The organism is Streptomyces antnestii (assembly GCF_004005495.1).
Classification (GTDB): Bacteria; Actinomycetota; Actinomycetes; order Streptomycetales; family Streptomycetaceae; genus Streptomyces; species Streptomyces antnestii.
The window spans coordinates 13,819-40,366 of record NZ_RZYA01000022.1; the positions used below are offsets into that span (position 1 = coordinate 13,819).

The following is a 26,548-nucleotide window of genomic DNA, read 5'->3' on the forward strand; positions in this document are numbered from 1 at the left end:
CGGGTTACTTCTTCGGCGGGACCGCCGGCATTCCCAGGAACGGGAGCTTCAGCGCGCCGAACGCGTCCTGAGGGACCGCCGGGTTCTTCGGCGCGACCGCGGAAAGGCGGGCGTACTCCGCGCCCTGTGCCGGACGCGGGTCCTCCTCGCCCTTGTTGGGCCAGTACGACATCGCCCGCTCGGCCTGTGCCGTGATCGTCAGGGACGGGTTCACGCCCAGGTTCGCCGTGACGGCGGCGCCGTCGACGACCGAGATGCCGGGGTGCCCGTAGACCCGGTGGTACGGGTCGATGACGCCCGTCTCCGCGGAGTCGCCGATCGGGCAGCCGCCCAGGAAGTGCGCCGTCAGCGGGGTGCCCATCAGCTCGCCGATGTTCGAGCCGGCGAAGCCGTTGATCTCGGCGGCGATCGTGGACGCGGCGTCCACGGCGGCCTTGATCTGCTTCGGGTTGGGCGCGCCGTGCCCCTGCTGGGCCGTGAGAAGGCCCTTGCCGACGCCGTCCGGCTTCAGATACGTCGTCAGCGAGTTGTCCAGGGACTGCATGACCAGGCCGATGATGGTCCGCTCGGACCAGCGGTGGTTGGACAGCGAACGGGCCAGCAGCGTCGGGTGCTTGACCACGTTGGCGAGCCAGCCGGCGACGCGGGACGAGCCCTGCGCGTACGGCACCTGGAGGATCGTCATGCCGCCCATCGCGTTCGAGCCCTTGCCGTAGCGGACCGGTTCGATGTGCGTGTTCTCGTCAGGGTGGATCGAGGACGTGATCGCGACGCCCTGCGTGAAGTCGACCTTGGGCTTGCCGTGGCGCTTCTTGTAGCGGCGGTTGTTCGTCTGGGCGCCGACCAGGGCCTCGGAGTTCGTCCGCGTCAGCTCGCCCAGCCTGCGGGACAGGTAAGGGAGTTGACCACTCGCCTTCATGCGGTGCAGCAGGGTCTGCGTGCCGTACGTGCCCGCCGCGACGATGACGCGCCGCGCCTTGAACGTGCGGCCGGCGCCCTTCTTCTTGTCGTCCGTCGGGAGCGTCGCGACCGCGTAGCCGCCCTGCGAGTCGTCGGTGACGGAGACGACCGTCGTCATGGGGTGCACGACGGCGCCCGCCTTCTCGGCGAGGTACAGGTAGTTCTCGTTCAGGGTGTTCTTCGCGCCGTGGCGGCAGCCCGTCATGCACTCACCGCACTCGGTGCACGCCTTGCGGGCCGGACCCGCGCCGCCGAAGTAGGGGTCCGGCACCTGCTGCCCCGGCTCGGCCTTCACCTCGTCGGAGCCGGCCCCTTCCCCGCCGACGGCGTCCTTGCCGTCCCCGAAGAACACACCCACCGGCGCCATGTGGAACGTGTCGCCGATGCCCATCTCCTGCGCCGCAGCCTTGAGGTGGACGTCGGCCGGGGTCATGGTCGGGTTGAGCCGCACGCCCAGCATGCGCTGCGCCTGGTCGTAGTACGGCTTCAGCTCGGCCTGCCAGTCGGTGATGTCCTTCCACTGCGGGTCCTCGAAGAACGGCTTCGGGGGCACGTAGAGGGTGTTGGCGTAGTTCAGCGAACCACCGCCGACGCCGGCGCCCGCGAGCACCATCACGTTGCCGAGCAGGTGGATGCGCTGGATGCCGTACATGCCGAGCCTGGGGGCCCACAGGTAGTTCTTCAGGTCCCAGGAGTTCTTGGGCAGCGTGTCGGGCGTGAAGCGGCGTCCCGCCTCGACCACGCCTACCCGGTAGCCCTTCTCGGTCAGGCGCAGGGCGGACACGGAGCCGCCGAAACCCGATCCGACGACCAGGACGTCGTAGTCGTACGCGGCGTCGTTCTCGGCCTGGGACATGCGTGATCTCCTTGTGCGGCTCTCGTCGTGTGCGGCTCTCGTCGTGACTGGTCGCGCGGTGCGGGGGCGGCTACTTCAGGCCGAACTTCTTCATCAGGCCCAGGCTCGTGGTCATGAACTTGGCGTACTTCTCGTCGTCCATCCCGAACGACGGCGCCATCGGCATGATCCGCTGGTGCGCGACGGTCTGCGCCTCGGTGTACTTGAGGATGCCCTCGGAGCCGTGGCGGCGGCCGAGGCCCGAGTCCTTCATGCCGCCCATGGGCGACTGGACACTGCCGTACGCGGGCGCGTAGCCCTCGTTGATGTTCACGGTGCCGGTGCGCAGGCGGGCCGCGACCTGGTGGCCGCGCTTCGCGTCCTTCGTCCAGACCGACGAATTGAGGCCGTACGGCGTCCCGTTGGCGAGGTCGATGACCGCGTCCTCGTCGCTGAAGCGGTAGATGGAGACGACCGGGCCGAAGGTCTCCTCGTTGCAGACCGCCATCGGCGCCTCGACGCCGTCGAGGATGGTCGGCTCGAAGAAGTACGGGCCGATGTCGGGGCGCGCGACGCCACCGGCCACGAGCTTCGCGCCCTTGGCGACGGCCTCCTCGACGTGCCGCGTCACGGTCTCCAACTGCCGCTCGCCGACCAGGGATCCCATGTCCGCGCCGTACGCGAGGGACGTACCGAGGCGCATCGCCTTGGTGCGCGCGGCGAACCGCTCGACGAACGCGTCGGCGATCGACTCGTGGACGTAGAGCCGCTCGATGGAGATGCACAGCTGGCCCGCGGACGAGAAGCAGGCGCGGACCGCGCCGGCCGCCGCCTTGTCGATGTCGGCGTCCTCGAGGACCAACATGGCGTTCTTGCCGCCGAGTTCGAGCGAGACGCCGACGAGGCGCGCGGCGGCGCCCTGGGCGACCTCGCGGCCCGTGCGGGTGGAGCCGGTGAACGAGACGTAGTCGGCGTGCTTGACCAACTCGGGTCCCACGACCGGGCCTTCGCCCAGGACGACCTGGAAGACCTCGGCGGGCAGACCCGCCTCGATGAGCAGGTCGCGCGCCCACAGGGCGGTGAGGCAGGTCTCGGTGTCGGGCTTCATGACGACCGCGTTGCCGGACACGAACGCGGGCAGCGCGTCGCCGACCGACAGCTCGAACGGGTAGTTCCAGGGCGCGATCTGGCCCACGACGCCGCGCGGCTGGCGGAGTTCGGTGACCTTGGTGAGGGTCGGGACGGCGCCCGTGTGCCGCTTCGGCTTGAGGTAGGAGGGGGCCTTGCGCCCGTAGTGGCGGGCCGCGACGGCGACGGCCTGGACCTCTTCGTGCGCGTGCAGGCGCGCCTTGCCGGTCTCCAGCTGGATCAGGTCGAGGACCTCGGCCTGGCGGGCGAGCACCAGGTCGTGGAAGCGGAGCAGGACGGCGGCGCGCCGGCGCGCCGGCACCTTCGCCCAGACGGCCTGGGCCGCGCGAGCCCGCTCGAAGGCCTTGGCGACGTCCTCGGGCGTGGACTCCGGCAGCTCCGCGAGCTTCTCGCCGGTGAACGGCGTGTGGTTGGCGGTGCGGCCCGAGCCGGCCACGCCCTTGGTGAGCTGGGCGACCAGCTCGGGCGTCACGACGTCGGCCGCGGTGCGCGCGCCCTGCGGGGCGGGGGCGACCGGGTTCGTGCCGGTCTGGTCCGTACGGTCCTTGGAGATGGCCTGCGAGTCCGTCATGGCGCGAAGCGTATGCGCACGTACACGTTTTGGGTACCCGCGGGTAACGAGCTTTCACCAAGCACTCACACGACGCCAGCGATCGCTGGCAACAAAGGGCCTGATCAGGGCGTTGTCACGGCCCTGACCTGCCCCTCCGCCCCTTTTCAGAGTTTCTGGACGTCCAGGTTCGCGACGGCCGTCTTCGCGACCTCACGACCGCGCTCGACGAAGTCGCCCTTGCCCGGGTAGTCGATCCAGAGCTGGTACACGTCACCCGACCTCGTCTTGTAGTAGAAGAACTTGGCCTCGCGCGGCTTGGGGGCGGCGGAGTCCGAGTCGTCGGTGTAGGTGACGGTGTTCTCCGCGGACTCACGGTCCTTGTACGTGGTCTTGGCCGTCCTGCTGTGCGGAGCGGGCTTCTCCGCCATGAGCGGGTTGTCGCCCTTGTTGATCTCGTCGGAGTCCTTGTACGCCTGCGCGGACGCGGAGCTCGCGATCTCGTTCAGGCTGTCCTCCGACTTCTTCTTGAGCGTGAGGGTGATCGAGATCGCGTAGCTCGGATCGGTGTAGGAGACCCAGTGCTTCGTCTTGTCGATGCTGTTGTCCGCCTGGGATCTCACGTACTGGGGCGGCGCCGCGAACGTCGCGCCGATCGCCCTCTCGCTGTGCAGCTCCCACCCGTCCGGCAGCGGCCCCGCGAACGGGTTCGCGATCACCAGGTATGCCACCACCGCCGCCGCGACGACCCCCGCTCCGACGCCGAGCCACGCCTTGCGGCTGAGGCTGACGCCCCTGCCGCCGGGGCCCGCGAGCCGGCCGACCTGGGTGGGCGGCGGCTGCGGCGGGTTGGCCGCGCGCTCCAGGAGGTCACGGACGCGCGCCGCGTTCGGGCGGTGGGCCGGGTCCTTGGCGAGCAGGCCGTTGATGGCCTCGGCGAGTGGGCCCTGGGCGGCGGCGGGCGCCGCCGGGGTCGCGTTGAGTACCGACTGGAGCGTGGCGGGCGTGTTGTTGCGGCGGAACGGCGAGACGCCCTCCGTGGCCGCGTACAGGACGACGCCGAGGGACCACAGGTCGGAGGCGGGGCCCGGGCGCTGGCCGAGGACCCGCTCGGGGGCGATGAACTCGGGCGAGCCGACGAAGCCGCCGGTGTCCGTCAGATTGGTCTCGCCCTCGATCTGGGCGATGCCGAAGTCGGTGAGGACCACGCGGTCGTGGCGCCCGAGCATCACGTTGTCCGGCTTCACGTCACGGTGCAGGATCCCGGCGGCGTGCGCGGCCTCCAGGGCGCCGAGGACTTCGAGGCCGATCCTGGCAGCCTCGCGGGCGCCGAGCGTGCCCTCTTGAAGGGCGTCGCCGAGCGTGCGGCCCTGCACGAACTCCATGACGATCCACGGCTGGCCGTCCTCGACGGCGACGTCGTGGACGTTGACCACGCCCGGGTGGTCGAGCCGGGCCGCGGCGCGCGCCTCGCGCCGCATCCGCTCGAAGACGGTGGACCGCTCACGCTCCGGCAGATGGTCGGGGACGCGCGGCTCCTTGACGGCCACCTCACGGTCGACGGTCTCGTCCTTGGCCCGCCACACGGTTCCCATACCGCCGTGCCCGAGCTTGCTCAGCAGGCGATAGCGCCCGCCGACGAGCCGCCCGGCACCCGGCTCGGCCTGCGGGGCCTGCGAGGGCTGCGCTGCCTGCGGCGGCACGGGGGTGGGCTGGGGCTGCTGGTGGGGCTGGGACTGGGGCTGCTGATAAGGCTGGTGCTGCGCGTACGGGGCGGGGGGCTGCTGCGGCGCCGGGGCCTGGGCGTACGGGTTGCCCTGCTGGGGCGTGTGCGGCGGCTGCGGCGGCTGCAGTCCGAAGCTCGTCGGATCGTTCGGGCCGTAGGAGGCTCCCCCGTTGTCACTCATACCGTCATCCCTACCGTGCGAGCGCCCCCGGATCCACTCGCGTCGCGTACTTGTGACCGCCCCGATGCCTGTTCAGTCCGCCGTGGGCACAAACGTGGCGACCGCCGTGTCGAAGTACCGCTTGGCCTCCGCGAGTCGTCCGACGGGCGCCGACACCCACACGTCGTACATCCGGCCGCCCTGCTCCCAGCACAGGTCGTACGTGTGCCGGGCTCCCTCGGCCGTGCTGAAGCCGTTCCACGTGAAGCGCCGGAGCGCGGCGGGCCGGCCGCCGTGGGTGGTGTCGGTGACCGAGGCGTCGCGGTAACCCGGGTTGTCGCGCGGGCCCTTCGCGTCGGAGCGGCGCTGCACCGCGCCGGGACCGCCGGGGTCGGGGGCGGTCTGGCTGATGCCGATCCGGAACGTGTCGCCCGGCGACGTGTAGAAGATCCGCGGGCCGTCGGGCTTCCGGCTGAACCCGTCCGGCACGGCCAGGGAGAACCCTTCCGGGTCGACGGCCGTGCGGTAGCCGGCGGGCGACCCGGGCGGTGTGCTGCCCGTTTGCCGCTCGGTGACGGTGACCGTCGGGCGGGGCTGCGTGGCCGGGTCCGACGGGACCGCCGTGCCGCCCGTGGGGCCGGGTGCGGACGTCGTGGGGCGTTGACTGCCGCCGCCCTCACGGCCGTTCACCAGGAGCGCGGCGGCCGAGACGCCGGCCCCGGCCATCGCGGCGACGAGTGCGGCAGCCGCCAGGACGGTCCGGGCGGAACGCTTCTGCGGGGGCCCGGGCGCCGACAGGGGATTCCGGAGCGTGGGCGTGTAGGCGGCGACGGGCCGCGGGGTCGTGCCCGTGGCGACGTACGCGCGCAGGAGCCGGTCGGCCTCGTCGATGCCGAGCCTGCGCGCCGGATCCCGTTCGAGCAGGCCCCGTACGACGGGCAGCAGGGGCCCGGCGGCCGCGGGCGGGCGGATCTCGGCGGAGACGACGGCGTGCAGGATCCCGCCCAGCGAGTCGCGCCGGAACGGCGACTCCCCGGTCACGGCGGCGCAGAGCATCGCGCCGAGCGACCATAGGTCCGACTCCGGCCCGGTCCGCTCCCCCGAGATGCGCTCGGGCGCCGTGTACTCGGGCGAGCCGACGAAGGTGCCCGTCTCCGTGAGCGTCGTCGCGCCGCTGACCTGCGCGATCCCGAAGTCGGTGAGCACCACGCGGTCACCGTCCGCCTCGACGAGCACGTTCGCCGGCTTCAGGTCGCGGTGCAGCACGCCCGCGGCGTGCGCCACGCGCAGCGCGCCGAGCAGCGCGATCCCGATGCGGGCCGCCTCGGGCGCGTCGACGGGCCCGGTTCGCGCGAGCCGGTCCGCGAGGGACCCGCCCTCGATCAACTCCATGACGATGTACGGGCGTTCGCCGTCCTCGACGACGTCGTGGACGTCGATCACGTTCGGGTGCCTGAGCTGGGCGACCGCGCGGGCCTCGCGCAGGGTGCGCTCGCGGCGGCGCCGGGCCTCGTCCGCGGAGAGCGTCTCGTCGAGCACGAGTTCCTTGACCGCGACGCGCCGGCCGAGCAGCTGGTCCGACGCGCGCCACACGACGCCCATCCCACCGCGCCCGATCCGCGCCTCCAGCCGATAACGCCCGGCGATCACACGGGCGTTGTCCAACCCCTCGATCCCCATACGTCCCATCATGCCCCACGGAACGGGCCCCGGAGGGGTGTGCTCCGGGCCGTCAACGGATCAACGAATCCGCAGGCCGCGCCCACAGACGCGCGCCTACGGCTGCCAGCCGCGCAGGATCGCGTCGAACTGCTGCCGCGCCTCGCCCCAGTCGCCCGCGGGCACGGACAGGTAGATCGCGTACTCGGTGCCGTCGTTCTCGACGTACGTCTGCTCGATGGCGTGACGCGGACCCGATGTCGTGTCCTTGTTCCCCGCGGTCCAGGTGAACTCCCAGAGGGAGCCGGTGCGGTCACGGAAGGTGTTGGGCTGCAGGTTGACCTGCTGGTAGTCGGGCAGCTTCGTCACCTGCCGCTCCAGGTCCAGCTGGTGGTGGTACGAGTCGGGCCAGTCGGGGGACGTGTCGACAGCGATGCGTACGAAGTGGTCGCCGCCGTCCGGCGTGTAGTCGACCTGGTTGCCGTTCGCCTGACGCTCCCAGCCCTTGGGCAGCATGAGGCTGAACCCCTCGACGTCGTCCTTGCGGACCCAGCCGTCGGGGATGCTCCCGGACTTGTGGGCGGAGGAGCCGCCGCCGGAGCCGTTCGAGGTGCCCGGGGTCTTGTCGCCGCCCGCGCCGGTGCCTGTACCTGCGTCCGCGCCCGCGCCCGTGTTGCCGTCCGCCTTCGACTTCGACGGGGAGTGGGCGTTCAGGTAGTGGTTCGCGGCGAACACCCCACCGCCGCCGACGAGCGCCGCCGCCAGACACGCGGCGACGACCCGCGGCCACCTGCCGCGATGCCCGGCCGCGGGGGCCACGGGCAGGACGGGCTGCCCCGCGCCGAGCACGGTGGCCCGCTCCGGGCGGACCGGCTGGGGGTACGGGTGCGACTGCGGGTGCGGGTGAGGCTGCGGGTGCGGCTGCGACTGGGGGTGCGGCTGCGGTGGGACGTGCACCTGTGTGGGCACGTACGCCTGCGCCGCGTCGGGACGCCGGCCCTCCGCGGCCTCGGCGAGCATCGCCTCCGCCTCGTCGGCGGACGGCCGCGCGGCCGGATCCTTGCGCAACAGGGCCTGGATCACGGGGGCGAGGGCGTCCGCGTACAGGAGGTCGCCCGGCTCCTCCTCGACGACGGCCTGCATCGTGCTGATCGGCGACGTGCGCCGGAACGGGGACTTCCCCTCGACGGCCGTGAACAGCGTGGCGCCCAGCGCCCACAGGTCGGACGCCGGTCCGGGAGCCGCGCCGCTGACCCGCTCGGGCGCCAGATAGTCGACCGAGCCGACGATCTCGCCGGTCCGCGTGATCGTGGAGTCGCCCTCGACCTGCGCGATCCCGAAGTCGGTGAGCAGCACCCGGCCGTCGCGGGCGAGCAGGACGTTGCCCGGCTTGACGTCGCGGTGCAGCACCCCGGCCGTGTGCGCGGCGCGCAGCGCCCGCAGGGTCCACAGGCCGATGCGGGCGACCTCGCGCGGCTGGATCCGGCCGGCCTCCTTGACGGCGTCCGCGAGCGAGGGGCCCTCGACGAGCTCCATCACGATCCACGGCCGGTCGTCATGCTCCAGCACGTCGTGCACGGTGACGACGGCGGGGTGGTTGATACGGGCGGCGGCCCGCGCCTCCGTCTGCGTCCGCGTGAGCAGCACGGCGCGGTCGGCCTCCTGCACGTACTGGGCCGCCGTCAGTTCCTTGACGGCCACGGCACGGTGGAGCACCTCGTCGTGGGCCCGCCAGACCCGGCCCATGCCGCCACGACCGATCGAGTCACCGAGTCGATAGCGGCCCGCGAGGAGCAGGCCCTGTATCTGATTCACGTTCCCCCGCAGGCGCATCGTCGTGCCAGGGCCGGTCATGGCCTTGACAGGGCCACACTAGGGAGCGGCCCGGGCGCAGGGAACCGGCGGGGGGTCACGGAGACCGCACTGTGACGCTTGTCCCCTGTCTTGTCCCCTTATGAGGACAGGCGCCTTGTCCCCTGTGAGGACAAGGGAGTTCGGCATCCGGCAGACATGGGACGGATATCCGACCGACCGTCAGCCACCGCTCCGGTACGTCGTAGACGCCTGCTCGTACAGCCGCGTCACCTCGTCCCGCTCTGCCTCGGGCCCCCGCAGCTGCACCACGTGATAGCGCCCGCCCACGATCATCGCGAGGTTGCGCACGTACAACTCCCGGCCCGCCGAGTCCTGCCAGGTGAACTGCCCCTCGGCCATGGTCCGTCCACCCACGTCGATCCGGCGCATCCCGCTGGACGTCGCCCACGTCGAGTCGCGGAACGGCTGCAACTCCCGCTCCTTCTCCCGCTGATACGCCATCGGGTCGCTCCCGTACGCGGCCGTGCTGTCGCGGCCCGGGACGACGAGGAGCTCGAAGTCGCCGTGCGTGTAAAGGATCTGGCCCTGACCGTTCCGCCCCTGGCGGTTCCAGCCCTTGGCAACTGCGACGCGGAACCCCTCGGGGTCCTTGCGGAGCGTGAAGCCCTGCGCGACCTCGGGCTGCGACGAGTCGGTCTGCGGATCGGTGGCGGACGCCGTCGGCGTGGACCTGCCGCCCTCCGGCGCGGGCGCGCCTCCGCCGCTGGTGCCCGCATGGTCCTTGGTACCGGCACCCGGCGTGCCGCCGCTCGGTTCGGCCTTCGGCATGAACATCACCGCGTAGGCGACCGCGGCGGCCAGGCCGAGCAGTATGAGAAGGAGCAGGGTGCGCCCCAGCGAACGGGGCTTCCCGGTACGGCGCTCCGGCTGCTGCCGCTCCCTGGCCCGCTTGTGCCGCGCGTGCCCGGGAGCGGTGGCGGGGGCGGCGGAGCGGGAGCGGCGGCGCCGGCGCACGAGCTCGCCGCGGCGGCGCACGACAGGCAGCCGGGTGGCGTCGAAGGGCGGCGCGGCCACGACGTTGGCCCCCGCCTCCGGCTCGGGCGCGGAGCGCACCAGGGACCTGAGCCAGCCCCGTAGCTCCTCGAAGTCGAGGCGCTCGGTGGGGTCCTGACGCAGCAGCGACTCGACGACAGGCCGCAGCGGCCCGCACTCCTCGGCGAACGCGGGCGGCTCGGCGCACACCATCTGGACGAGCTCGGCGGTGTTCTCCTCGGGGTACGGGGCGTGCCCCTGGACCGCGCGGAAGAGCAGCGCGCCGAGGGCCCACAGGTCGGTGGCCGGGCCGATCGGGGCGGCCAGCTGCCAGTTCTGGTGGACGGGGCCCGCCTGCTCGGGCGCCCAGCGTTCGGTCACTGGCCCGACGACGGTCATCCGCGCCTGCCGCGCGCGGTCTGCGGCGAGCGCGGTGGTGGGGCCACGGCCGGCGGCCGGCACCGCCTGCTGCTGCTCGGGGGCGGGCTCGTCCCAGGTACCGCCACCACTGCCGCCATCGCCACCGCTGCCGGGTGCCTGGGGGCGGGGCGCAGGAAGCGCGGCGGCCGTGGCGGGCTCCGTCTGCGCCAGGCCGGGCCGCCGGCCCGCCCCGTGCCAGGGCCGCCCGTCCGGGCCGCGTACGCCGTCCGGGCCTCGTACGCCGTAGGGGTCGTCGATCCGGCCGGGCGCACCGGACTCCGGGCCGGGCCCGCGCTGGGACGGCGGCCCGGGCTGCGCATCCGTGTCCACGGCGCCGCGCGCGGCCGCCCGCGCACCCGCCCGGTACGCGGCGATCGCCCCGGCACGCGCGGCCCGTGGATCACTGGCGGCGTCGAGGGCGGCGGGCCGGGGCTGCGCGGGCGCGAAGGGGGAGGGCGTCCTGGAGGTGGGCGCGGGTAGCGCGGGGGGCACGGGGCCGGAGGGCTGTGGCGCGTGCGGCTGCTGGTGCGGGAGCGCCGGTGCCGAAGGGTGCGCGCCCCCGGACTCCGGCCCGCCCCCGGACTCCGGCCCGCCCCCGGACTCCGGCGCGGGCGCCGGGATCGGGTCGTAGCCGCACAGCGCCTCCTCCGCCGCGCCGGCCGCGAGTCCGGTCAGCACGATCCGGCCGTCGTCGCACACGAGGACCGTGCGGGCGGTGATGTTGCGGTGGACCCAGCCGTGGGCGTGCAGCGCGCGCAGGGCGGTCAGGACGTCGGAGGCGACCTCGGCCGCCCGGTACGGGCTCAGCGGCGCCTCGGCGAGCAGCGCGGCGAGCGGCCGCGCGGAGACGACCTCGCTGACGATCCACAGCGAACCGCCCTCGGCGAACACGTCGAAGACCTGGTCGAGCCGAGGGTGGTCGGGTATCTGCGCGGCGGCCTGGGCGGCCTCGATGGCGCGGCGCACGGCGGGGTCGGCGGGCCTGCGGGTGGTCCGCGCCGCGTCCCCCCGCTCCCGCCGCCCGTGCGACTCACGCGGCACGAACCCGTCCGGCAGCCCCTCGGCGTCGAGCACCTCCGCCTCGACGACCTCGGGTAACGGCACCTGCCTGACCAGGACCTCCTGGCCGCTGTAGGTGTCGAACGCCCGTGTCTCGGCGAACTCGTACGCGTCGGCGGGCGGCAGCGGCAGGCGGTAGCGGTCGGCGAGCACGCGCCCCGCATAGTCCTCCACGACGCGTCCCCCTGTCCGCCCGGTGGTCAATTCCGTTCGTTTTACGCCCTGTTGTGCGCAGTGAGGCGCACCGATGCGGCTGCGCACGGTCCGCAAGCACTCACGATACGTGCCGGACCGCTTTCCGGCTCAGGACTTGGGCTTGAACGTCTTGGTGAACGTCTGCCAGGTGTCCTTGCGCTGCGCACCGCCCCAGTCGGCGGCCTTGGCCGTGTACATCAGGCCGTAGCCGAGCCCGCTGTTGACGACGAACCCGCGGTCTATCGACCGGTACTTGGTGCCCCCGTCGACGTACGTGAACTCCCAGTCGGCGGTGTTCCAGCCACGGAAGTCGACGGCCTCTATGCGTATGCGGTCGTACTGGGCGCGGACCATGTAGTGCTCCTGGTTGCGCCAGTCCTGGACCGGGTTCGACTTGGGCGTCGTCGTCCAGCCGACGAGCAGCTTCTGCCCGTCCGGACCGGTGAAGCGCGCGCCGACCCGATCCGACGAGACGTACTTCCAGCCCTTCGGGAGCCCGATGGAGAAGCCCTGGTCGTGCTTGTACGTCGACGCGGCGCCGCCGCCCGGGAGTCCGCCGTCGCCTCCGGGCCCGCCCGGTGAAGCGCCCTGGCCGGGGTCGTCGCCCTTGCCGGTGTCCGAGCCGGAGCCCTTGCCCTTGTCGGAGCCCTTGCCGCCGTCCTGACCGGTATCGCTGCCGCTGCCGCTGCCCGATCCGCTGCCCTTGTCCTTGGCGCCGCCACCGCTGCCGCTGCTGCCGCCGCCTCCGGTGGCTCCCGCGGAGGCGGCCTTGTCGCCGCCCTTGGCGGACCCGCCGTCGTCACCGCCGCCGAGGGAGATGCCGAGGATCGTGCCGATCACGGCGAGCGCGACGAGGACAGCGACGATCACGAGGCTGCGGCGCGGGACCACGTCGGTGAGCGAGGCCCTGGTGGTGGTCGTGGCGGAGCTCGCGGCCGCACTCGGGGGCCCGGCGGGCTGCGCCGGAACGACCGGACCGTCCTGCCCGGATCCCGTCCCGCTGTCGCCGCCGCTCGTGCCGGACGTGCCTGCCGCCGTCGCGGCGGTGGCCGCGGCGGCCGCCTTCCGCACCGAACGCAGCGCCCCGCGCAGCCTCTCGGCGGCCTCCTCGCCCTTCTTCCCGACACCGGCGGCCACTCCCGCACTCGCGGAAGCGACCTCGGAACCAGAACCGGAAGCCGAGCCGGAACCGGAAGCCGAGGCCGCGGCGGCCCCCGCCCCCGAACTCCCCTTCCCGAAGCGCACCTTGGGTGCCTTGGGCGCCTTAGGTTCCTTGGGCGCCTTCGGCTCCTTGGACGCCTGCGGAGGAATGGGCGGCAGCGGCACGACCTTCGTCGCGTCGACCGGCTCCGGTTCCTCCTTCTTGGGCTCGGGCGCGTGCAGGACGTCGTTGAGCAGCGCCCGCGCCCCGGCGTCGTCGAGCCGCTGCTCCGGGTCCTTGGCGAGCAGCCCGTAGATGACCTTCTCCAGCGGCCCCGCGTTCTTCGGCGGGTCGACCGGCTCGGTCATGACGGCCGTCAGGGTCGCGATCGCGGACCCCTTGTCGTACGGAGGCACGCCCTCCACCGACGCGTACAGCAGTCCGCCGAGGGACCACATGTCGGCGGCGGGGCCGGGCTTGTGCCCGCGCGCCCGCTCGGGCGAGATGTACGAGGGCGCGCCGACGAGCATGCCGGTGGACGTGATCGAGGGGTCGCCCTCGACCTGGGCGATGCCGAAGTCCGTCAGGACGACGCGGCCGTCCTCGGCGATCAGCACGTTCGACGGCTTCACGTCGCGGTGCAGGATGCCCTCGCGGTGCGCGGCGCGCAGCACGTCGAGGATCGCGAGCCCGACCTCGGCGGCGCGGCGAGGCGTGAGGAGACCGTCCTCGCGGATCTGCTCCGCGAGGGACTTGCCCTCGACGAGTTCCATCACGATCCAGGGCCGGTCGTCCTCGTCGACCACGTCGTAGACGGTCACGGCGCTGTTGTTCCGGATCCGCGCGATCGCCTTCGCCTCACGCAACGTACGCGTGATCAGGCGACGCTTCTCCTCGTCGTCGATGCTCGACGGGAACCGCAGCTCCTTGACGGCGACCGTCCGGCCGAGCGTCTCGTCCTTCGCCCGCCACACGGTGCCCATGCCGCCGCGGCCGAGGACCTCTCCCAGCCGGTAGCGACCGGCGAGGAGACGTGCACTCTTGTCCTGACGAGCTGTGCCCGCCTGCTCCGCCTCCGACATGCGTCCCCTCTGCAACCCGCCCTGACAGAGCCTTCATTGTCCCTCACCCGGGGACCGCTCCTCGCCCAGGGTCGACCGTCCCGCATGATGGACCGCACACATGGAGGGACCGTCATGCCCGTACGCCGGACACTCCTGGCGATTCCCCTGGCAGTAGCCCTGTTCTGCATGTTTTCGGGCACTTCCGCGTCGTTGACGGCCTCGTCGGCACCGTCACCCCCGTCAGCGCGGCCGGAGCCGTCCACGGATGCCACTCTCCCCTTGCTGGTCACCGAGGGCAAGGCCCCCGCCGCCGCGCTGCTCGCCCGCGAGGGCGCGAGGACACGCTTCGCGCGCACCGGTCCGACGGTCCGCCGCTCCGACCACTTCCGGGCGGGCAGCATCACGAAGACGTTCATCGCGACCGTCGTCCTGCAACTCGCCGCCGAACACCGCCTCCGCCTCTCCGACACGGTGGACCAGCACCTCCCCGGCCTGCTCGGCCGCCCCTCGGTCTCCCTCCGCTCGCTCCTCACCCACACCAGCGGCCTGCCCGACTTCACGACCCGCACGCACGGCACGACCGCGGTGTCCGCCCTGGCCGCCGTACGCCTGGCCCAGGCGATGCCGTCCACCGCCCCCGGCCACTGGTCGTACTCGAACACCAACTACGTCGTACTCGGCATGGTCGTCGCCCAGGTCACGGGCCACTCGTACGCGACCGAGGCGCGCCGCCGCATCATCGAACCGCTCGGCCTCACCGGCACGTCGTTCCCCGGAAGCCGCCCCACGCTGCCCACCCCGCACGGCCGCGCGTACGACGCCACCGGCCGGGACGTGACGACCCTCGACCCCCGCGTGGCCGGCGCCGCGGGCGAACTGGTCACGACCCTGACCGACCTGAACCTCTTCTACACGGCCCTCCTCTCGGGCCACCTCCTCCCCCCGGCCCCACTCCGCACGATGCTCAACACGCGTACGGCGCAAGGCCACTACGGCATGGGCCTCTACCCCACGAGGCTCTCCTGCGGAACGACGGTCTGGGGCCACGACGGCCGCATCGCGGGAAGCTACGTCCGCACAGCGGCAACAAGATCAGGCACCCACGTCCTGACGTTCCGCACGAACACGGACACGATCACCCACGCCGCAACCCTGGAACGCCGAATCCTGACAACGGAGTTCTGCCCACCCCCTCCCAGCTCGTCCGGCGCTTGAGGACACCCACCCATCAGCCCGCCCGTCCGACCTCCGAGGCCGAGCCCACCCATCAGCCCGCCCGTCCGACATCCGAGGCCGAGCCCACCCCTCAGCCCGTCCGGCGCTTGAGGACACCCACCCCTCAGCCCGCCCGTCCGGCACTCGAGGCCGAGCCCACCTCCCAGCCCGTCCGGCGTTTGAGGACGAGCCCTTAAGGCGAAAGGGGGGCCCGGGGGCACAGCCCCCGGATAGCAACCCCGGCCCACCCAATCCTCCCCGCACACACATCAACGCGGCACAATATCCGGCGCCCCCAACCGCGCCGCATCGGCCGAGAGGTCATCCGGCTGACGCTGAGACTCCCGCTCCGCCTCCACCCGCTTCTCGTAGTGCTCCACCTCCCGCTCGATCTGGTCCTTGTCCCAGCCGAGGACCGGAGCCATCAGCTCCGCCGCCTCCCGCGCACACCGCGTCCCCCGGTCGAACGTCTCGATCGAGATCCGCGTACGCCGCGTCAGGACGTCATCGAGATGCCGCGCCCCCTCGTGCGAGGCGGCGTACACGACCTCGGCCCGCAGATAGTCGTCGGCGCCGGTGAGGGGCGCCCCGAGCCCGGGATCGGCCGCGACCAGGTCGAGCACCTCCTCGGCCAACGACCCGTACCGGTTGAGCAGATGCTCCACCCGCACGACATGGAGCCCGGTCCGCGCGGCGATCCGCGCCCGCGCGTTCCACAGCGCGTGATAGCCCTCGGCCCCGATCAGCGGGACGTCCTCGGTGACACATTCGGCGACCCGTTGGTCGAGCCCGTGCACCGCCTCGTCGACCGCGTCCTTGGCCATCACCCGGTACGTCGTGTACTTGCCGCCCGCGACGACCACGAGCCCGGGCACGGGGTGCGCGACGGTGTGCTCGCGCGACAGCTTGCTCGTGGCGTCCGACTCGCCGGCGAGCAGGGGCCGCAGGCCCGCGTAGACCCCCTCCACGTCGTCACGCGTGAGCGGCACCGCGAGCACCGAGTTCACATGCTCCAGCAGATAGTCGATGTCGGCGCTGGAGGCCGCCGGGTGCGCCTTGTCGAGGTCCCATTCGGTGTCCGTGGTGCCCACGATCCAGTGCCGCCCCCACGGGATCACGAACAGGACGCTCTTCTCGGTGCGCAGGATGAGCCCGGTCGTCGAGTTGATCCGGTCCTTGGGCACGACGAGGTGGATGCCCTTGGACGCCCGTACGTGGAACTGCCCCCGCTCGCCGACCATCGCCTGGGTGTCGTCCGTCCACACGCCCGTCGCGTTCACGACCTGGCGGGCGCGGATCTCGTACTCCCCGCCGCTCTCGACGTCCACGACCCGGGCGCCGACGACCCGCTCGCCCTCCCGCAGGAAGCCCGTCACCCGCGCCCTGTTGGCGACCTTGGCGCCGTACTTCGCGGCCGTCCGCACCAGCGTCGCCACATAGCGCGCGTCGTCCATCTGCGCGTCGTAGTACTGCAGCGCGCCCACGAGGGCGTCCTTCCTGAGCGCGGGGGCGACGCGCAGCGCATGGCGCCGGCTCAGGTGGCGGTGCATGGGCAGGCCGCGCCCGTGCCCGCGCGCCATCGACATCGCGTCGTAGAGGGCGACGCCCGAGCCCGCGTAGAGCCGCTCCCAGCCCTTGTGCTGCAGGGGGTACAGGAACGGGACCGGCTTCACGAGATGCGGGGCGAGCCGCTCCAGGAGCAGCCCACGCTCCTTCAACGCCTCGCGCACCAGCGCGAAATCGAGCATCTCCAGGTACCGGAGCCCGCCATGGATCAGCTTGCTCGACCTGCTCGACGTGCCGGAGGCCCAGTCCCGCGCCTCGACCAGACCGGTGGACAGGCCCCGGGTCGCGGCGTCGAGCGCGGTGCCCGCCCCGACCACCCCCGCGCCCACGACCAGGATGTCCAGCTCCCGCTCGGCCATGGCCGCGAGCGCCTCGGCACGCTCCGCCGGTCCCAGTGTCGCTGTCCTCACTGCTACCTCCTGCTGTCGGTCAGTCGGCGTCGATCCAGTCGGTCCAGTCGCTCCCGCCGGCGTCACCTGTCGGATGTGCCCCGGCTCTCCTCGCCCATGACCCGATTCTGACCGCCGTGCCGGACTTCAGCCACCACGCACTCACGGCCTGTGGACAACACTCCCGGATTCCCGGCGCCGCAATGCCGCAGAACGGTCATATTTACTCCTAACCTGACATTGCGCTCGTCCAGTTTGTCCACAGGGCTTGCGCTCTCCTCCCGCTCCGGCTATTGGGAAGGACGGCCCACCTCCATGCCCGCAGATCTCGCCGTCATCGGACTCGGTCACCTCGGCCTGCCCCTCGCCCAGGCCGCAGTCGCCGCCGGCATCGCGACCATCGGCTACGACCCCGCACGCGCCACCGACCTCGCGGCGGGCCGGCTCCCCGGCGACGGCGCCGAGGGTTCCCTGACCGCCGCCGACATCCGCCGGATGCTCTCGGGGGGCTTCCGGCCGACCGGCGACCCCGTCGAGCTGGGCCGCGTCCGCACCGCCGTCATCTGCGCCCCCGCACCGCTCGGCGCGGACCGCTCCCTCGACCTCGCCCAGCTCACCGACGCCACCCGCGCCCTCGCCGCCCGCCTGCGCCCCCACACCACCGTGATCATCGAGACCCCGGTCGCCCCCGGCACCACCGAAGGAGTCCTGCGCCCCCTCCTGGAGGACGGCTCAGGACTGCGCGCCGGCCGCGACTTCCACCTCGCCTACTCACCCGCCCGCCTCGACCCGGGCAGCCGCACGCACGCGTACGCCACGACGCCCAAGGTGATCGGCGGCCTCACCCCCGCCTGCACCGAGTCGGCCGCCGCCTTCTACGGGCGCCTGTGCGACAAGGTCGTCCGCGCGCGCGGCCCGCGGGAGGCGGAGACCGTGCAGCTCCTGGAGACCAACTACCGGCACGTCAACATCGCCCTGGTCAACGAGATGGCCGTCCTCTGCCACGACCTGGGCGTCGACCTGTGGGACGTCATCCGCTGCGCCGAGACCAAGCCCTTCGGCTTCCAGGCGTTCCGCCCCGGGCCCGGAGTGGGCGGCCACGGAGTCCCTCAGGACCTCTCGGGCCCACCCCTCGCGGTCCGCCCCCTGCGCATGGTGGAACTGGCCCAGCAGGTCAACCACCACATGCCGCAGTACGTCATCCAGCGCGCCGCGACCCTCCTCAACGAGCACGGCAAGTCGGCCCGCGGCGCCCGCGTCCTGCTCCTCGGCATCACGTACAAGCCCGACGTGCCCGACCTGGAGGGCACCCCCGCCCAGGAGATCGCCACCCGCCTCATGCAGCTGGGCGCGGCCGTCAGCTACCACGACCCGCACATCGCGTCGTGGAACGTCCTCGGCCACCCCGTCCCCCGCGCGGACTCCCTCTACGAGGCCGCCGCCGACGCCGACCTGACGATCCTGCTCCAGCAGCACCGCACCTACGACCTCCAGGGCCTGTCCGTGAAGGCCCAGCTCCTCCTCGACACCCGAGGCGCCACCCCGACGGGCGCGGCCCACCGGCTGTAACGGCCCTCTACGGAGAAGGGGCCCGCACCGAAAACGGTGCGGGCCCCTTCTTCGTAGACCTGTGTCAGCAGACCTGTGTCAGCGGCGGTGCTGCGAGTCCGCCACCGTGACCTCGACCCGCTGGAACTCCTTGAGCTCGCTGTAGCCGGTCGTCGCCATCGCGCGCTTGAGGGCGCCGAAGAAGTTCATCGAACCGTCCGGGGTGTGCGACGGGCCGGTGAGGACCTCCTCCGTCGTACCGACGGTCCCGAGGTCGACCTTCTTGCCGCGCGGCACGTCCTCGTGGACGGCCTCCATGCCCCAGTGGTGGCCCTTGCCGGGCGCGTCCGTGGCGCGAGCCAGCGGGGAGCCCATCATCACGGCGTCGGCGCCGCAGGCGATGGCCTTCGGCAGGTCGCCGGACCAGCCCACGCCACCGTCGGCGATCACGTGCACGTACCGGCCGCCGGACTCGTCCATGTAGTCACGGCGGGCGGCGGCGACATCGGCGACGGCGGTCGCCATCGGCACCTGGATGCCAAGCACGTTGCGCGTGGTGTGCGCGGCCCCGCCACCGAACCCGACGAGCACACCGGCCGCACCGGTACGCATCAGGTGCAGCGCGGCGGTGTACGTGGCACAGCCACCGACGATGACCGGCACGTCCAGCTCGTAGATGAACTGCTTCAGGTTCAGCGGCTCGGCGGCACCGGAGACGTGCTCGGCGGACACCGTGGTCCCGCGGATCACGAAGATGTCGACGCCCGCGTCCACGACGGCCTTGGAGAACTCGGCGGTGCGCTGCGGGGAGAGCGCGGCGGCGGTGACGACACCGGAGTCGCGCACCTCCTTGATGCGCTGCCCGATCAGCTCCTCCTTGATGGGAGCCGCGTAGATCTCCTGAAGGCGGCGCGTGGCGGCCTCCGAGTCCAGCTCCGCGATCTCGTCGAGGAGCGGCTGCGGGTCCTCGTAGCGGGTCCACAGGCCCTCGAGGTTCAGCACGCCGAGGCCGCCGAGCTCCCCGATGCGGATGGCGGTGGCCGGCGAGACGACCGAGTCCATGGGAGCCGCCAGGAACGGCAGCTCAAAACGGTAGGCGTCGATCTGCCAGGCGATCGAGACCTCCTTCGGGTCGCGCGTACGACGGCTCGGGACGACGGCGATGTCGTCGAAGGCGTACGCCCGGCGGCCGCGCTTGCCGCGCCCGATCTCGATCTCAGTCACGTGTGTGGCCTTTCCCTCTGCGTTTCAGCGCCTTCCAGTATCCCCGACATACGCGCCAGGGGCGGCCCCGGGAACCCCGGGGCCGCCCCTGGCGCGATCGGCGACTACTTGCTGCGGCTGTAGTTCGGTGCTTCGACGGTCATCTGGATGTCGTGCGGGTGGCTCTCCTTGAGGCCCGCGGACGTGATCCGGACGAAGCGGCCCTTGGTCTCCATCTCTCCGATGGAGGCGGCGCCCACGTAGCCCATCGTCTGGCGCAGACCGCCGACGAGCTGGTGCAGCACGTTGGCCAGGGGGCCTCGGTAGGGCACCTGGCCCTCGATGCCCTCGGGCACGAGCTTGTCGTCGGAGGCGACCTCGGCCTGGAAGTAACGGTCCTTGGAGTACGAGCGACCCTGCCCACGCGACTGCATCGCGCCGAGCGAACCCATGCCGCGGTACGACTTGAACTGCTTGCCGTTGATGAACTGCAGCTCGCCCGGGGACTCCTCACAGCCGGCGAGGAGGCTGCCCAGCATCACCGTGTCGGCACCGGCGGCGAGCGCCTTGCCGATGTCTCCGGAGTACTGCAGGCCGCCGTCACCGATGACCGGCACGCCGGCCGCGCGGGCGGCGAGCGCCGCCTCGTAGATCGCGGTGACCTGCGGGACGCCGATACCGGCGACCACGCGCGTGGTGCAGATGGAGCCGGGGCCCACGCCGACCTTGACGCCGTCGACACCGGCGTCGATCAGGGCCTGCGCGCCGTCACGCGTCGCGACGTTGCCGCCGATGACGTCGACGCCGACACTCGACTTGATCTTCGACATCCAGCTCAGGGCGTTGCTGTTGTGCCCGTGCGAGGTGTCGACGATGAGGAAGTCGACGCCCGCCGCGGCCAGGGCCTGCGCACGCTCCAGGGCCTCGGGGCTCGCACCGACCGCGGCACCGACGAGGAGACGGCCCTCGGAGTCCTTCGCGGCGTGCGGGTACTGCTCGGCCTTGACGAAGTCCTTGACCGTGATGAGGCCCTTGAGGACGCCCGCGTCGTCGACCAGCGGAAGCTTCTCGATCTTGTGGCGGCGCAGCAGCTCCATGGCGTCGACGCCGGAGATGCCGACCTTGCCGGTCACGAGCGGCATCGGCGTCATGACCTCGCGCACCTGGCGGCTGCGGTCGGACTCGAAGGCCATGTCGCGGTTGGTGACGATGCCGAGCAGCTTGCCCGCCGGGTCGGTCACCGGGACGCCGCTGATGCGGAACTTCGCACAGAGCGCGTCGGCCTCGGCGAGCGTCGCGTCCGGGTGCACGGTGATCGGGTCGGTCACCATGCCGGACTCGGAGCGCTTCACGAGGTCGACCTGGTTGACCTGGTCCTCGATCGACAGGTTGCGGTGCAGCACACCGACACCACCCTGCCGCGCCATGGCGATGGCCATGCGGGACTCGGTGACCTTGTCCATCGCCGCGGAGAGCAGCGGGATGTTCACGCGCACGTTGCGGGAGATGCGGGACGAGGTGTCGACCGCGTTGGGCAGCACCTCGGATGCGCCCGGCAGCAGCAGCACGTCGTCGTAGGTCAGCCCGAGTGTCGCGAATTTCTCGGGCACTCCGTCGACGTTTGCAGTCATGACACCTTCCCCAAATGGCCTTGATCGGTGCGGATGTCCATGCTAACGGGATCTGGACGTGTCTCATTCCACGATCAAGATCACCAAGCAGATTTGTACGTTCACACGTGCGTGGTTCCCGGTCCACGCAGGGCGGGGCTCACCGACGCGTGGCGAGACTCACTGCTCGGCGAGCGCCCGGAGCCGGCTGAGCGCGCGGTGCTGGGCGACACGGACGGCGCCCGGCGACATGCCGAGCATCTGCCCGGTCTCCTCGGCGGTGAGGCCGACGGCGATCCTCAGGAGCAGCAGCTCGCGCTGGTTGTCCGGAAGGTTGGCGAGGAGCTTCTTCGCCCACTCCGCATCACTGCTGAGCAGGGCGCGCTCCTCCGGTCCGAGCGAGTCGTCGGGCCGCTCGGGCATCTCGTCGGAGGGCACGGCGGTGGAACCGGGATGGCGCATGGCCGCGCGCTGCAGGTCGGCGACCTTGTGCGCGGCGATGGCGAAGACGAACGCCTCGAAGGGGCGCCCGGTGTCCTTGTAGCGCGGCAGGGCGAGAAGCACCGCGACGCAGACTTCCTGCGCGAGGTCCTCCACGAAGTGCCGTGCGTCACCCGGCAGTCGGGTCAGCCGACTGCGGCAGTAGCGGATCGCGAGGGGGTGGACGTGCGCGAGCAGGTCGTGCGTGGCCTGCTCGTCCCCCTCGACGGCGCTGTGGACCAGTGCACCGATGGCCCCCGGGCCGGCCGCCTCGTCGTCGCGCATCGGTCCATGGTGCCTTGGCGCCGTCCGATCCGTGGCACCGCGTCCGTAGTTGTGCACTGAAGCGTTATGAGCAGGTGCGCCGGAACTCATCTCGTGCGCCCTCCCCTTCCGCTCGGCCGACTCGTCCCTGAGGAACTCCACACCTCAAGGATGCGGCATCCCGGACGAAACGAGGACCGGCGGGCGTCCGCAGCCCCGTCCGCCCTGCGGCGGACGGGGATCGCTGTGCCCCGCGGCGGCGCATCGTGCGCCTTAGCGGACCAGGCCCCACCGGAAGCCGAGCGCCACGGCGTGCGCGCGGTCCGAGGCGCCGAGCTTCTTGAAGAGGCGGCGTGCGTGCGTCTTCACGGTGTCCTCGGAGAGGAAGAGCTCGCGTCCGATCTCCGCGTTGGACCGGCCGTGACTCATGCCTTCGAGCACCTGGATCTCACGCGCGGTGAGCGTGGGCGCCGCACCCATCTCGGCCGACCGCAGTCTGCGCGGGGCGAGCCGCCAGGTCGGGTCGGCGAGCGCCTGCGTGACGGTGGCACGCAGTTCGGCGCGCGAGGCGTCCTTGTGGAGATAGCCGCGGGCACCGGCGGCGACGGCGAGCGCCACACCGTCCAGGTCCTCGGCCACGGTGAGCATGATGATGCGCGCACCGGGGTCGGCGGAGAGAAGCCGCCGCACCGTCTCGACGCCGCCCAGACCGGGCATGCGTACGTCCATCAGAATCAGGTCCGAGCGGTCGGCGCCCCAGCGGCGGAGCACTTCCTCGCCGTTGGCCGCGGTCGTCACGCGCTCGACGCCGGGGACGGTCGCGACCGCGCGGCGGAGCGCTTCTCGGGCAAGCGGGGAGTCGTCGCAGACGAGGACGGATGTCATGACCGTCCTCCGCAGCTGATGCGCGTCACCTTGGGCCTCCAGGCTGGTACGAATCGTCACCTGTGCGGTCGACACTCTCCAAGCAATACGGACAGATGCCCGAGCGCTTGTTCTTTCAACCGCCTACGCACTCTCAACGACGGTCACTCGAAAGAGTTACGGGTTCGACGGTCTGCTTCGGCACTCTACGTGAGGGACCGGACACGGAGCGGCCGACGCAAGCGACTCACAAGGTTTCATCACAAGCCATGACCCATTTGGTCCTTTTTCTTCACTTCCGGTGGTGTCTGAGGCTAGATTCGCAATGAGTCATATTTTCATCTCCTTAGACAGTAGATGTACGGTCGTGGGCACCGTATCCGCGTCACAACGGCTACAAGGGGACAACGCAATGGCAGATTTCTCCCGCCTTCCCGGACCGAACGCTGATCTGTGGGACTGGCAGCTCCTCGCGGCCTGCCGCGGGGTGGACAGCTCGCTCTTCTTCCACCCGGAAGGCGAGCGGGGAGCGGCGCGAAGCGCCCGTGAGAACTCGGCCAAAGAGGTCTGCATGAGGTGCCCGGTGCGCGCGGAGTGCGCCGCTCACGCGCTCCAGGTACGCGAGCCGTACGGCGTGTGGGGTGGGCTGACCGAGGACGAGCGCGAGGAACTCATGGGCCGGGCTCGCAACAGACTCGTCGCCGCCGCACCGGCGTCGGCAGGCGGTGGACCGCCGTCGGCGAGCAACTGAAGGCAACCACAAGCAACTGAAGGAACGTTTCCTCAAGGTGGGCACGCTGTGGCGTGCCCACCCGCATGTGCGGGCCCGTTCAGCGGGCCGCGGCCCGCGCCAGATGATCGAGCGTGGCCGCCACGGCCGGCACCTGGGCCAGGTCGGGCAGCGTGAGCGCGACGATCTCGCGCTGCACGGCGGGCTCCACCGTCACTGTCCGTGCACCCTTGGGGCGTACGGACTCGATCGCGAGCTCCGGCAGGACCGCCACGCCGAGTCCGGCACCGACCAGCCCGATCACCGCCGGATAGTCGTCGGTGGCGAAGTCGATACGGGGGGTGAAACCCGCGCCCTCGCAGACCTCCACCAGCTGCCGGCGGCAGCGCGGGCAGCCGGCGATCCACGGGTCGTCGGCCAGCTCGCCGATCGGGACCGCGTCCGCTCCCGCGAGACGGTGCCCCTCGGGGACGAGGCCGACGAGCCGGTCGGCGAGCAGCGGCCGTACGACGAGGTCGTCCCATTCCTCCGCGGCCTGCGCGCCCTCATACCTGAAGGCGAGGGCCACGTCGCAGTCGCCCTCGCGCAGCATCTCGATCGAGCGCGGCGGCTCCGCCTCCACCAGGGAGACGCGGGTGCCGGGGTGCGCGGCGCGCAGGGCGGCCAGGGCGGTGGGGACGAGCGTGGAACTGCCGCTGGGGAAGGACACCAGGCGTACGCGTCCGGCGCGCAGGCCCGCGATGGCGGCGACCTCCTCCTCCGCCGCGGTCAGCCCCGCGAGGATGCCGGCCGCGTGCCGCACCAGGGCCTCGCCCGCCTGGGTCAGGCGCATCTCGCGGCCGCTGCGGATGAGGAGCGGGGTGCCGGCCGACGCCTCCAGGGCCTTCATCTGCTGGCTCACCGCGGGCTGGGTGCAGCCCAGTTCGCGCGCGGCCGCCGAGAAGGAGCCGGTGGCGGCCACGGCGCGCAGGACACGGAGATGACGGGCCTCGATCATTCTTCAAGCATAAGCGCGCCTTGGATGCAACGGGAAATATTGCGTCGACGCTTTGGCAGTGCGTCGCCTAGCGTGCCGCCATGAAGCTTCTGTCTCTGAATGTGGGCCGGCCCGTCGTCAGCGAGCACACCGACCAGGCCGAGGGCGTGACCGGTATCGACAAGCGGCCGGTGGAGGGCTCCGTGCGCGTGGCGGCGCCCGGGACCGAAGGGTTCGGTGCCGGCGGTCTGGAGGGGGACGCCGTGTGCGACACCCGGCATCACGGCGGCGAGCACCAGGCGGTCTACGCGTTCGCCCGTGAGGACCTGGACGCGTGGGAGCGCACGCTCGGCCGCACGCTGCACAACGGCTCGTTCGGCGAGAACCTCACCACCGAGGGCGTCGACGTGTCCGGCGCGAAGATCGGCGAGCGCTGGCGCGTCGGCTCCGACCTGGTCCTCGAGGTCGCCTCCGGCCGGATCCCCTGCCGCACCTTCCAGGGCCATCTGGGTGAGAAGGGCTGGGTCAAGCGCTTCACGGAGCAGGCCGCGCCGGGCGCGTATCTGCGGGTCGTCGAGCCGGGAGCGATCAGGGCGGGCGACACGATCGAGATCCTGCACCGGCCCGATCACGAGGTGACCGTCTCCTTCCAGTTCCGCGCCGTCACGACGGAGCGGGACCTGCTGCCGCGGATCCTTGTCGCGGCGGACACCCTCGCCCCCGAGGCGGTCCGGGTGGCGCGGACGTATATGGCGAAGCAGGGGTCGGGGGCCGAGGCGGGCGAGGCGCGGGGCTGAGACCTCGGGGAAAACCCTGGCGCGGTACGGGGGTTGGGGCAGGGCTGGTTGGGGGGCATCCCCGATGGCGCGGGGGTGCGGCAGGCGGGAAGCTCGGAGCATGCCCCGCGGAACCGCCGATGTCCGAACCAGCAAGGAGGGGAGGTGAGTTATGGGAGATGCCTTATGGAGGTGAGATGTGAGGGTGAGTCACCGAGGTGAGATGGAGGTACATGTCAGGATCACCGCCAACGCGCGGACTCCCGGGGGCGGTCGTGCCCACGACGGCCCATAGCCTTGCCCCATGACTACCGCTCTGATTACGGGATCCACCGCGGGGATCGGTGCCGCGTTCGCACGCCGGCTCGCCGCTGACGGGCACGACCTCGTCCTGGTCGCGCGTGACACCAAGCGACTGCGGGAGCAGGCCACCGAGCTCCACGACCGGCACGGTGTCGAGGCCGAGGTGCTCACGGCGGACCTCGCGACCGACGAGGGCATCGGCGCGGTCGAGGCACGGCTCTCCGACCGCAAGCGGCCGGTGGACCTGCTGGTCAACAACGCGGGCTTCGGCAACAAGGGCCAGTACCTGGAGGTGCCGCTCGCCGACGAGCTGACCATGCTCAAGGTGCACTGCGAGGCGGTCCTGCGGCTCACGTCCGCGGCGGTGGCGCCGATGCGGGAGCGCGGCAGGGGCGGTGTGGTGAACGTGGCGTCGGTGGCGGCGTTCGTGCCGCGCGGCACCTACGGCGCGTCGAAGGCGTGGGTCGTGCAGTTCACGCAGGGCGCGGCGAGGGACCTGGCCGGCAGCGGGGTGCGGCTGATGGCACTGTGCCCGGGCTTCGTCCGTACGGAGTTCCACCAGCGGGCGAAGATGGGCACGGACAACATCCCCAAGTGGATGTGGCTCGACGCCGACAAGCTGGTGGCGGCGGCGCTCGCCGATCTGGCGCGCGGCAAGTCGCTGTCGATCCCGGACCCGCGGTACAAGGCACTGATGGGCGTCGTGAAGCTGGCGCCGCGCGGGCTGCTCGGCGGGGTCACGGCGAAGACGGGGCGCAAGTACGGGCCGCGGTGAGCCCTACGGGCGTGGCACGTCGGTGGGAAAATGGACGTGTCCGTATCCGGCCGAGGGGGGTTCTGGGCGATCGGAGGCAGCGCC

18 protein-coding genes are annotated in these 26,548 nt (G+C 71.9%); 5 read left to right on the forward strand and 13 right to left on the reverse strand.

All coding sequences use genetic code 11. The features are described 5' to 3' along the window. Positions 1-4 precede the first annotated feature (4 nt). The 7 genes from EOT10_RS32780 to EOT10_RS32810 form a co-directional block, all read right to left on the reverse strand. Positions 5-1,816 (reverse strand): GMC oxidoreductase, encoded by a 1,812-nt coding sequence (locus tag EOT10_RS32780; RefSeq protein ID WP_127832032.1) that lies wholly within the window; start codon positions 1,814-1,816, stop codon positions 5-7. A gap of 70 nt (positions 1,817-1,886) precedes the next feature. Continuing rightward, a complete protein-coding gene (locus tag EOT10_RS32785) occupies positions 1,887-3,515 on the reverse strand; it encodes a succinic semialdehyde dehydrogenase (RefSeq protein WP_127832033.1) in 1,629 nt (542 codons plus the stop codon). 146 nt (positions 3,516-3,661) lie between these two features. Next, positions 3,662-5,401 carry a serine/threonine-protein kinase gene (locus EOT10_RS32790; RefSeq protein WP_127832034.1) on the reverse strand — a complete coding sequence of 580 codons (1,740 nt, stop codon included), beginning with the start codon at positions 5,399-5,401 and terminating at the stop codon, positions 3,662-3,664. 72 nt (positions 5,402-5,473) lie between these two features. Then, the gene (locus tag EOT10_RS32795; RefSeq protein WP_127832035.1) at positions 5,474-7,060 is read right to left on the reverse strand and encodes a serine/threonine-protein kinase; all 1,587 of its coding nucleotides are present in this window, start codon (positions 7,058-7,060) and stop codon (positions 5,474-5,476) included. Positions 7,061-7,156: 96 nt separating this feature from the next. Next, entirely contained in the window at positions 7,157-8,854 is a 1,698-nt protein-coding gene (locus EOT10_RS32800) for a serine/threonine-protein kinase (RefSeq protein ID WP_317617377.1), read from the reverse strand. A 219-nt stretch (positions 8,855-9,073) separates the two neighbouring features. Further along, on the reverse strand, positions 9,074-11,539 hold the full coding sequence (locus EOT10_RS32805) for a protein kinase (RefSeq protein WP_127832036.1): 2,466 nt from the start codon (positions 11,537-11,539) through the stop codon (positions 9,074-9,076). 129 nt (positions 11,540-11,668) lie between these two features. Further along, positions 11,669-13,783, reverse strand: a complete 2,115-nt coding sequence (locus EOT10_RS32810) for a serine/threonine-protein kinase (RefSeq protein ID WP_127832037.1) — start codon at positions 13,781-13,783, stop codon at positions 11,669-11,671. A 114-nt stretch (positions 13,784-13,897) separates the two neighbouring features. On the opposite strand from EOT10_RS32810, the gene EOT10_RS32815 reads away from it, so the two are divergent. Beyond that, positions 13,898-14,980 carry a serine hydrolase domain-containing protein gene (locus EOT10_RS32815; protein WP_127832038.1) on the forward strand — a complete coding sequence of 361 codons (1,083 nt, stop codon included), beginning with the start codon at positions 13,898-13,900 and terminating at the stop codon, positions 14,978-14,980. Positions 14,981-15,249: 269 nt separating this feature from the next. Here EOT10_RS32815 and EOT10_RS32820 read toward each other — a convergent pair whose 3' ends face one another. Then, a complete protein-coding gene (locus EOT10_RS32820; RefSeq protein ID WP_127832039.1) occupies positions 15,250-16,956 on the reverse strand; it encodes a glycerol-3-phosphate dehydrogenase/oxidase in 1,707 nt (568 codons plus the stop codon). Between the two features lie 294 nt (positions 16,957-17,250). On the opposite strand from EOT10_RS32820, the gene EOT10_RS32825 reads away from it, so the two are divergent. Beyond that, positions 17,251-18,504 (forward strand): nucleotide sugar dehydrogenase, encoded by a 1,254-nt coding sequence (locus EOT10_RS32825; protein WP_127832040.1) that lies wholly within the window; start codon positions 17,251-17,253, stop codon positions 18,502-18,504. 78 nt (positions 18,505-18,582) lie between these two features. Here the strand turns inward: EOT10_RS32825 and EOT10_RS32830 are convergent, their stop codons facing one another. The 4 genes from EOT10_RS32830 to EOT10_RS32850 all read right to left on the reverse strand — a co-directional run bounded on the left by EOT10_RS32830 (position 18,583) and on the right by EOT10_RS32850 (position 22,925). Further along, complete coding sequence (locus EOT10_RS32830; RefSeq protein ID WP_127832041.1) at positions 18,583-19,707, reverse strand: GuaB3 family IMP dehydrogenase-related protein; 1,125 nt, start codon at positions 19,705-19,707, stop codon at positions 18,583-18,585. 104 nt (positions 19,708-19,811) lie between these two features. Then, positions 19,812-21,317 carry an IMP dehydrogenase gene (gene guaB, locus EOT10_RS32835; protein WP_127832042.1) on the reverse strand — a complete coding sequence of 502 codons (1,506 nt, stop codon included), beginning with the start codon at positions 21,315-21,317 and terminating at the stop codon, positions 19,812-19,814. A 159-nt stretch (positions 21,318-21,476) separates the two neighbouring features. Beyond that, positions 21,477-22,061 carry a sigma-70 family RNA polymerase sigma factor gene (locus EOT10_RS32840; protein ID WP_317617378.1) on the reverse strand — a complete coding sequence of 195 codons (585 nt, stop codon included), beginning with the start codon at positions 22,059-22,061 and terminating at the stop codon, positions 21,477-21,479. 252 nt (positions 22,062-22,313) lie between these two features. After that, on the reverse strand, positions 22,314-22,925 hold the full coding sequence (locus tag EOT10_RS32850) for a response regulator transcription factor (protein WP_003948568.1): 612 nt from the start codon (positions 22,923-22,925) through the stop codon (positions 22,314-22,316). Between the two features lie 391 nt (positions 22,926-23,316). On the opposite strand from EOT10_RS32850, the gene EOT10_RS32855 reads away from it, so the two are divergent. Beyond that, complete coding sequence (locus EOT10_RS32855) at positions 23,317-23,655, forward strand: WhiB family transcriptional regulator (protein ID WP_127832045.1); 339 nt, start codon at positions 23,317-23,319, stop codon at positions 23,653-23,655. 79 nt (positions 23,656-23,734) lie between these two features. Here the strand turns inward: EOT10_RS32855 and EOT10_RS32860 are convergent, their stop codons facing one another. After that, positions 23,735-24,631, reverse strand: a complete 897-nt coding sequence (locus EOT10_RS32860; protein WP_127832046.1) for a LysR family transcriptional regulator — start codon at positions 24,629-24,631, stop codon at positions 23,735-23,737. A gap of 80 nt (positions 24,632-24,711) precedes the next feature. On the opposite strand from EOT10_RS32860, the gene EOT10_RS32865 reads away from it, so the two are divergent. Together EOT10_RS32865 and EOT10_RS32870 are read left to right on the forward strand one after the other, a co-directional pair. Then, positions 24,712-25,407 (forward strand): MOSC domain-containing protein, encoded by a 696-nt coding sequence (locus EOT10_RS32865; protein ID WP_127832047.1) that lies wholly within the window; start codon positions 24,712-24,714, stop codon positions 25,405-25,407. Between the two features lie 283 nt (positions 25,408-25,690). Further along, positions 25,691-26,464: an SDR family NAD(P)-dependent oxidoreductase gene (locus EOT10_RS32870; RefSeq protein WP_127832048.1), complete on the forward strand. Its 774-nt coding sequence runs from the start codon at positions 25,691-25,693 to the stop codon at positions 26,462-26,464. Positions 26,465-26,548 lie beyond the last annotated feature (84 nt).

Bases quoted from the DNA above. Each gene is read 5' to 3' on its own strand.
- EOT10_RS32780 (WP_127832032.1), bottom strand. From the start codon at position 1,816: ATGTCCCAGGCCGAGAACGACGCCGCGTACGACTACGACGTCCTGGTC.
- EOT10_RS32785 (WP_127832033.1), bottom strand. From the start codon at position 3,515: ATGACGGACTCGCAGGCCATCTCCAAGGACCGTACGGACCAGACCGGC.
- EOT10_RS32790 (WP_127832034.1), bottom strand. From the start codon at position 5,401: ATGAGTGACAACGGGGGAGCCTCCTACGGCCCGAACGATCCGACGAGC.
- EOT10_RS32795 (WP_127832035.1), bottom strand. From the start codon at position 7,060: ATGGGGATCGAGGGGTTGGACAACGCCCGTGTGATCGCCGGGCGTTAT.
- EOT10_RS32810 (WP_127832037.1), bottom strand. From the start codon at position 13,783: ATGTCGGAGGCGGAGCAGGCGGGCACAGCTCGTCAGGACAAGAGTGCA.
- EOT10_RS32815 (WP_127832038.1), top strand. From the start codon at position 13,898: ATGCCCGTACGCCGGACACTCCTGGCGATTCCCCTGGCAGTAGCCCTG.
- EOT10_RS32825 (WP_127832040.1), top strand. From the start codon at position 17,251: ATGCCCGCAGATCTCGCCGTCATCGGACTCGGTCACCTCGGCCTGCCC.
- guaB (WP_127832042.1), bottom strand. From the start codon at position 21,317: ATGACTGCAAACGTCGACGGAGTGCCCGAGAAATTCGCGACACTCGGG.
- EOT10_RS32840 (WP_317617378.1), bottom strand. From the start codon at position 22,061: ATGCGCGACGACGAGGCGGCCGGCCCGGGGGCCATCGGTGCACTGGTC.
- EOT10_RS32850 (WP_003948568.1), bottom strand. From the start codon at position 22,925: ATGACATCCGTCCTCGTCTGCGACGACTCCCCGCTTGCCCGAGAAGCG.
- EOT10_RS32855 (WP_127832045.1), top strand. From the start codon at position 23,317: ATGGCAGATTTCTCCCGCCTTCCCGGACCGAACGCTGATCTGTGGGAC.
- EOT10_RS32860 (WP_127832046.1), bottom strand. From the start codon at position 24,631: ATGATCGAGGCCCGTCATCTCCGTGTCCTGCGCGCCGTGGCCGCCACC.
- EOT10_RS32865 (WP_127832047.1), top strand. From the start codon at position 24,712: ATGAAGCTTCTGTCTCTGAATGTGGGCCGGCCCGTCGTCAGCGAGCAC.
- EOT10_RS32870 (WP_127832048.1), top strand. From the start codon at position 25,691: ATGACTACCGCTCTGATTACGGGATCCACCGCGGGGATCGGTGCCGCG.